Here is a 7,757-nt window from a genome sequence, read left to right as displayed (position 1 = left end):
TCACTTAATTCTTTTTGACCAGAGCAACTGTTTCTAGCTCTAGTTTTTTTGGTCTTCCTGTTTTATTATGTTCTTGTAATAATGCGTCTAATCCTTCCGTCTTATATAAGTGAAACCATTCGTAAATTGTTCTCTCACTACGTCCCATCATTACCGCTAAGTATCTGATCGTTTCAGCCACTTGAATTTTCCAAAGATATAAAGCTTGAACTTTGGCAAAATTCAAAGCTGTTTTTTGTTGTTTCATGAGATTTTTTAGTGTATCTGCTGATTCAATTACTTCTATTTTTGATATTCCTGACATACTATTGCTCCTGTTAATTTATTCCTATACTAACCCTGAACTTACTTTTTGTAAATGGTATAACTACATTAAATTATTCATAATCTAATAAAATTTGTACCCATTTTGGAGGTCTAGGAATGGGGTTTCCTAAACGATCTAACATTAATAATGATACTAAATGAACTACTAATAAATAAATTAAATTGTTAATAATAATTAAAATGATAGCGATAATTTGAATTAACCATAAACTAGGTTGTGCTAATAAACCTAACTTAATAAATATCCATTCAGCTAATTCTGTTACTTGAGTAATTACATATAACCAAAGATCCTCTCCTAATAAAATTGAAAATAACCAAAATCTGAAAAAGAAGCCTATTGTACCAATAATTGTTCCGAAAAAAATAGAGCTTAACCAACTGGCATTTCTTTTCCATAACATTCCCAATTGTACACCCATTAAACCATAGGGAATTAAGAAGATAATTGAGCGAGTTGGCCCCATTAAAATTGATAATAATAGAAAAGAAACAAGGGCTGACATCCATGAGGCACGGCTTCCCCAACGTAAATAAACTAAAGCGATCGGCACGGGAAAAAACATTTTTAAAATAGGCCCAAGGGGAAAATAATAATTAATCAACCAAATTAAACTTCCCGTACTTGCTAAAAAGGCAGTTTCTACCATTTCTAAAGTACGTTGAGAAGTTTGGATTTTTTCTTTTTTAATTTCCGGTTGAGTTGTTAAATCAATTTGTTCTTGATCTCCTGCATCAACCCAGTTAATTTCTTCATGATTCATGATATTTTTAAGCTTGATAATTTAAGATAATTTGTTAATATTATATAATCAAAAATATTTTTTTAACTGATCTGTTTAATAAATGTCAATTATCAACTGATAAAATAACTTTCCCAATAATAAGTTGAACCGATTTTTTTTAATAAGCGCCATGTTTTACCCTCGGCTTGTCTTTGTAAATAAATTTCAAATTGATTATTTTTTTGTTTGATGGTTTCCTGTGGATATTTTAAGGTTAAATTATATGTTCCTTTGAGATGATAACTGGCTAATTTATTAATAAATATTGGCTCGATTTTTTTTATAGTAATTTGATTTATTTCTAACTCAGGAAAAGAGGATTTTAAACTTTGACTTAGATTAGTTTGTGTCTTTTTTAATTGTAAAATAATTGCTTGATTAATAATATTACCATCTGGGGCAAATTCTAAAGGTGGTTTAATAATTGTACAACCATTTAAGCATAAAAAATAACAAAATACAAGCAAAATTAAAAATTTTTTAGTTATTTTTTTAAGGGTTAGATTGATTGATTTTAACATAAGAAACTTGACATCAATATTATTTTATGTTAGTCTAATTTTAATATTTTAATTGTATCATAAAATCAAAAAAAATAATTATTTAGATTAGATAAAAACCGTGCTTGAAGTTGAAGTTCATCAATGTTTAAAATCATTTTTAAAAAATAATCAATCCCCTTGGCATCATCATTTAACAATGGCAAGGTTAGTAGCACGGGCTTTACGTTTGGGGAGATCGGCTTTAATTCAAACAGGGGCATCCCATCAACAATATAAATTAAGTTATTTATTACCAGCTTTATTAGATCAAAGCCCTGTTATTATGCTTATTCCTGAGCAATTTCAAGAAAGAATCTTAACTTATGATCTGCCTAAATTACAACAGGAATTAAACTTAAATAAAGCCGTTTCAATTAATAATTATTGGCCTTGGCCTGATGATTTTTCAGGGGTGCTTTTAACTTCTCCTCAAAACTGGTTAAATAATTATTTTAACCAATTGGGAGCTTTTCCTGCTCAGATTCCTCTGATTATTGATCAAGCTGATGACTTAGAAAGTTACACTCAAGACTGTTTAACGGCTGAAATTAATCATGATCATTGGGAACAATTAATGATTAAATTACCAGCTTCAAGGGAATTTATTAGAGATATTCGCATAAAACTCACAAAATATATTTTTGATCATCCCGTTAATCCCTATGAATGTTGGGTAATGGACACAGAAGAAAAAACATTATTATACAATTTATTTAATGAAATAAAGTCTAATTTTAATTTAATTCCTGATTTTGAGGGATTTTGGCAAAAATGGCAAAATGAAAGTCCATTTTTATGGATTTCTGTTAATAGGAAAAAAGGCCAATTTAGTCTTTTTTGTAGTCCAGTAAAAGTCAGCGATCGCCTGAAACAAATTTGGCAAAAACAAACAGTTGTGATGATCGGAAGTTGTTTAGATTATAAACCAAATGCGACAATTTTCCGTCAACAAATAGGCTTAGAAGATGTTACTTGTTTAAAATTTTCTCCTAATACTAATCGAGAGCAATTTCAATTATATATACCTGAGCGTTTTCCTTTACCGAATAATCCTCAATTTGCTTCGGTTTTAATCAATAAAATTGAAGAATTTTTAAGCTATACTAATCAAATTGAAAAACCTGTTATTATTTTAACAGATGATGTGCCATTAAAAGGAAAAATCGGAGCAATTTTAGCGGGAAAATATGGCTCAAAAGTTCAAGTTGAAAATCCTAATTTAGCAGACAATAATATTTTAATTAGTGGGTGGGAATTTTGGCGAAAATATCAATTTCAGATAGGGAAACCCCAACTTTTAATCATTGCTACTCTACCTTTACCCTCTTTAGAAAATCCTTTAGTGGCGGGTAAAGTTGAATATTATAAACAACAAAAACAAGACTGGTTTCGTCTTTATTTGTTGCCCCATTCTTTAAGGGAAATTCAACGATCTGTATTAGCTATTCGAGAAAATCAAGGGGTAGTTGCTCTATTAGATAATAGGGTTAATTATCGCTCCTATGGGGCTTTAATTTTAGAAAGTTTAGAGCCTTTTGCCCGTTCAAATTATCTCGATCCAAGTTGGTTTGAAATGGTTTAAAATTGTATCCTTAACCCTGAAGGGTTAAGGCTATAAAAACGAAGTCTGCCTACGCAGACTTCATTCTAGCCTGTGCAGACAGGCTTTATTTTTATAGCATAAGGCTTCAGCTTTATGGGATTTTATTAATTAATATTAAATTAAATTATGAATAATTATTATATTTCCAGTAAACAATTTAATCAATGGTATAATCAAGCTAAAATTCAAGCTAATCAAAATCAAATTTCTAGTTATGAATTAGATTGGTTAATTTTAGAATTAACTAATATAAATCGTCTTGATCTTAAATTACAAAACTTTCAATCTTTACCTCAAATTAATTTAAAAATCCCCTTTGATCAATTAATTAATTTATGGGAAAAAAGGGTAAATGATCGCTATCCATTACAATATTTAATTGGCTTTACCTATTGGCGCAATTTTAAGTTAAAAGTTACCCCAGATGTGTTAATTCCTCGCCCTGAAACTGAGGAAATTATTGATCACGCCATCGCCGCAATTAAAAATAGTAAAACTCCTAATTTAGATCGGGGTGATTGGGTTGATCTTGGCACAGGTAGCGGGGCGATCGCCTGTGGTTTAGCACAGGTTTTTCCTAATATGATAATTCATGCAGTTGATTATAGTCAATCGGCTTTAAATATTGCCCAAGAAAATGCGAAAAATTTAGGCTTTGCTAATAGAATTAAATTTTATCAAGGCTCATGGTGGCAACCTTTAAGCCATTTAAAAGGTAAAGTTAAAGGGATGATTTCTAACCCTCCTTATATTCCCACGGCCGGATTAAAAAACTTACAAATTGAAGTAAAAAAATATGAACCCTATTTAGCTTTAGATGGGGGAGAAGACGGTTTAAAACATATTAAATATTTAATTAATACCGCTCCTGAATATCTTTGTGATGGGGGAATTTGGTTAATCGAAATGATGAAAGGACAAGGAGAAACAGTAAAAAAACTATTAGAAAATAATGGTAACTATGGGAATATTAAAATTTGTTATGATTTAGATAAAATAGATAGATTTACTTTAGCTTATTGTTATAATTAAACATATTATTAAAAAAGTTGTAAATTTTTTTTAATCTCAGACTTTTGATGTTATAACTTTATTAGTCTAATTGACTTAAGTAAAATTTTCAAAAATGTTACAAAAAATGACCAAAAATCTATTTCATGTTAAAACCTTAAATCAGGCTTTACAAATTTTTAAATTTCCTGATGATTTAATTACTAAACAGGAAAAAATTACTAATTGGATCGCTTCTTTACAAGGGGGAATATTAGATGAAATTAAAGAGACTTCTTTACATGGTCAATTTTTTAATGATATTTTTCAAGAAATATTAGGTTATCGCCCTATTACCGCAACAAAAGGTAAATCTTGGGAAATTCATGCTGAGGCTAGTATCTCTGATGGAGGCGGATCGGCTGATGGTGCTTTAGGTTTTTTTACGGCTACAGAAAATCAAAAGGGTAAGGTAAAATTAGAGGGTAAAATTATTGCTCCGATCGAATTAAAGGGTGCAAAAATTAATTTAGATCGTCCATTATCAGGTAAAAAAGAGTCAGCAGTTGATCAAGGTTGGCGTTATGCTAATTATACCCCTAATTGTCAATGGGTAATTGTTTCTAATTATCGAGAAATTAGATTATATCATACTAATAAAACTCCGGCTTATTATGAACAGTTTTTCTTAACAGATTTAGCTGATCTAGATCAGTTTAAAAAGTTTTATTTTCTTCTATGTCGCCAAAATTTTTTACCTAGTAGTAATAAAAGTAATCAATCTTCTAAAATTGATTTACTTTTAATTCAATCTAACGAAAAAGAAGAAGAAATTACTAAACAATTATATCAAGAATATCGTCAAGTTAGATTAGATTTAGTTCAACATTTTAAAAATACCGCTTCTTTAGCTATTTCTAACAGAGATCAGGTATTAATTGAGAAGGCACAAAAAACTTTAGATCGTTTACTTTTTATTGCCTTTTGTGAAGATAAGGGTTTATTACCTAAACATATTATTAAACAAGCCCATGATCATCAAGATATTTTTAATCCTCGCCCGATCTGGCATAATTATAAAGCCGTTTTTCGGTGGGTAGATCAGGGTAATGATGATCCTTTAATTTCCGGTTATAATGGTGGTTTATTTAAGCACGATCCTTTATTAGATGAGGATTTACAGGTTTCTGATCTATTATGTTCTCAATTAAAACAATTAACTAGATTTGATTTTGATACGGAAGTTTCTGTTAATATTTTAGGGCATATTTTTGAGCAGTCTATTACTGACTTAGAAGAATTAAAAGCTTTAGCTAAAAATCAAGCCTATAATCAAAAGAAAGGTAAGCGTAAAACTCAAGGTGTTTTTTATACTCCTGCTTTTATTACCCAATATATTGTTGAAATTTCTTTAGGTAGTTATTTAAGTAAACAAGAGGAAGAATTAAGAAATAAATTACAATTTAAGCCCGTTAAAGCTAAGTTAACTAAACAAGAAAAAGCTTTAGAAATTAAATTTTGGGAAACCTACCGAGATCAAGTTTTAAAGAAAACTAAAATTCTTGATCCAGCCTGTGGATCGGGTGCTTTTTTAATAGCGGCTTTTGATTATTTAGCTCAAAAGTATGAGGAAGTTAATCAAATTTTAGCAGATTTAACGGGTGAGGAAAAAACTATTTTTGATTTGAGTAAAACGATTTTAAATTGTAATTTATATGGGGTTGATCTCTCACCTGAATCGGTTGAAATTACCAAGTTATCTTTATGGTTAAAAACGGCACGGCCGGGGCAAACTTTAACCGATCTTGATCATAATATTAAAGTGGGTAATTCGATTATTGCTGATCCTAATTTTGATCCCAATGCTTTTAATTGGGATCGGGAATTTCCTGACATTTTAGCAGAGGGTGGTTTTGATATAATTATTGGTAATCCTCCCTATGTAAGACAAGAATTATTATCACCTTTAAAGCCCTATTTACAACAACATTATCAGGCTTATCATGGAGTGGCAGATTTATATACCTATTTCTATGAAAAGGGGGTTAAACTATTAAAAAATAATGGCTTTTTATCCTATATTGTTACTAATAAATGGTTAAAGTCTGGTTATGGTGAAGCCTTAAGAAAGTTTTTTACAGAAACGACTATTGTTGAGCAAATTATTGATTTTGGACACGCTCCAATTTTTGAGGATGCTGAGACTTTTCCCTGTATTATTAAGGTGAGAAAAAGTGAAGCCCTCACCCCCGCCCCCTCTCCTACAGAGCGAGGGGAGTTTAATGTTGTAATATGTGCTATTCCTAAAGAGGAATTAAGTAATATTAATTTAATTAGTTATGTTAATCAAAAAGGTTTTGAAATACCCTATAGTCGTTTTAATAGTAATGCTTGGGGTTTGGAAAAACCGGAAGTTAATTTATTAATGGAAAAGATTAAAAATCAGGGTATTCCTTTAACTGATTTTGCCGGAATTAAGCCTTATTATGGTATTAAAACAGGTTTTAATGAAGCTTTTTTAATTGATCATGAAACGAAAAATCAATTAGTTAAAGCAGATCCTCGATCGCTTGAAATAATTAAACCTTTTTTAAGGGGGCAAGATATTAAAAGGTGGTATCCTGAATGGAAAAATCAATGGATTATTGTGACATTTCATGGTATTAATATTGACGAATATCCTGCTATTAAAAATTATCTTATTCAATATCAAAAAAGATTAGAACCTTGTCCTAAAAGTTGGGATAAAAAGATTAATGGAGAATGGGAAGGACGTAAACAAGGAAAATATAAATGGTATGAACTTCAAGATAATTTTAATCATTGGCAAGAATTTCAACAGAATAAAATTGTTTGGCAAGATTTAGCATTTCATTCAAAATTTTGTTTTGACAATAATAGTTTTTTTGCAGAAATGACTTGTTTTGTTTTGCCTTCTTCTGATTTATATTTGCTTGGATTATTAAATTCTCCTGTTATTTGGTATTATTTATTTAATACGACAATTCATGGAGCAAACGAAACTTTAAGATTAAAAAATATTTATACTGAAACAATACCGATCGCCGATCCTACATCAGAAATTAGAGCAAAAACAGAAGAAATTGTTAGTCAATTAATTGAAATTAGCAAAAATAATCAACAAATTTATAAAGATGTATTTGATTGGTTATTTATAGAGTATAAAATTGAAAAATTAGGCAGAAAATTAGAAGATTTTGCCAGTTTATCTAGTGATGAATTTGTCACAGAAATTAAAAAACGTCAATCTAAAGGAATGAAAAGTATTAATATTAATCAATTCAGGCAAATTCGGGAAGCTTATGATCAATATGTTCCCACAATTCAACAGAATAAAAATTTAATTTTAACCTTAGAATTGGGTTTAAATGATTTAATCAATCAAGCCTATCAATTAACACCAGAAGAAATAGAATTAATGTGGAAAACAGCACCACCAAGAATGCCTATTAATTATCAATAAAAAAGGTAAAAATATTTTCTCAATCA

Annotated in this window: 5 protein-coding genes and 1 pseudogene (1 of these 6 only partly in view); 3 read left to right on the top strand and 3 right to left on the bottom strand. The window is 29.7% G+C overall.

Annotated elements, in window-relative coordinates; translation table 11 throughout:
• The 3 genes and pseudogenes from Anndu_RS09215 to Anndu_RS09205 form a co-directional block, all read right to left on the bottom strand.
• Window positions 1-304 (bottom strand): annotated as a pseudogene (locus tag Anndu_RS09215) (IS630 family transposase); it reaches 757 nt to the left of the window's first position.
• Between the two features lie 73 nt (window positions 305-377).
• Complete coding sequence (locus Anndu_RS09210) at window positions 378-1,091, bottom strand: DUF2232 domain-containing protein (protein ID WP_464100926.1); 714 nt, start codon at window positions 1,089-1,091, stop codon at window positions 378-380.
• 92 nt (window positions 1,092-1,183) lie between these two features.
• Window positions 1,184-1,633, bottom strand: coding sequence for a hypothetical protein (locus tag Anndu_RS09205; protein ID WP_464100925.1), 450 nt, complete (start codon window positions 1,631-1,633; stop codon window positions 1,184-1,186).
• A 100-nt stretch (window positions 1,634-1,733) separates the two neighbouring features.
• On the opposite strand from Anndu_RS09205, the gene Anndu_RS09200 reads away from it, so the two are divergent.
• The 3 genes from Anndu_RS09200 (at window position 1,734) to Anndu_RS09190 (ending at window position 7,731) form a co-directional block, all read left to right on the top strand.
• The gene (locus Anndu_RS09200; protein ID WP_464100924.1) at window positions 1,734-3,236 is read left to right on the top strand and encodes a helicase C-terminal domain-containing protein; all 1,503 of its coding nucleotides are present in this window, start codon (window positions 1,734-1,736) and stop codon (window positions 3,234-3,236) included.
• Window positions 3,237-3,383: 147 nt separating this feature from the next.
• A complete protein-coding gene (prmC, locus tag Anndu_RS09195) occupies window positions 3,384-4,289 on the top strand; it encodes a peptide chain release factor N(5)-glutamine methyltransferase (RefSeq protein WP_464100923.1) in 906 nt (301 codons plus the stop codon).
• 94 nt (window positions 4,290-4,383) lie between these two features.
• Complete coding sequence (locus Anndu_RS09190) at window positions 4,384-7,731, top strand: Eco57I restriction-modification methylase domain-containing protein (protein ID WP_464100922.1); 3,348 nt, start codon at window positions 4,384-4,386, stop codon at window positions 7,729-7,731.
• The last annotated feature ends 26 nt before the right edge of the window (window positions 7,732-7,757 follow it).

The organism is Annamia dubia NIES-4383 (assembly GCF_055394725.1).
This window is presented reverse-complemented; position numbering and strand designations above follow the sequence as displayed.

Excerpts from the sequence above, each read along its gene's own strand:
- Anndu_RS09210 (WP_464100926.1), bottom strand. The coding sequence starts at position 1,091 with ATGAATCATGAAGAAATTAACTGGGTTGATGCAGGAGATCAAGAACAA.
- Anndu_RS09205 (WP_464100925.1), bottom strand. The coding sequence starts at position 1,633 with ATGTTAAAATCAATCAATCTAACCCTTAAAAAAATAACTAAAAAATTT.
- prmC (WP_464100923.1), top strand. The coding sequence starts at position 3,384 with ATGAATAATTATTATATTTCCAGTAAACAATTTAATCAATGGTATAAT.
- Anndu_RS09190 (WP_464100922.1), top strand. The coding sequence starts at position 4,384 with ATGTTACAAAAAATGACCAAAAATCTATTTCATGTTAAAACCTTAAAT.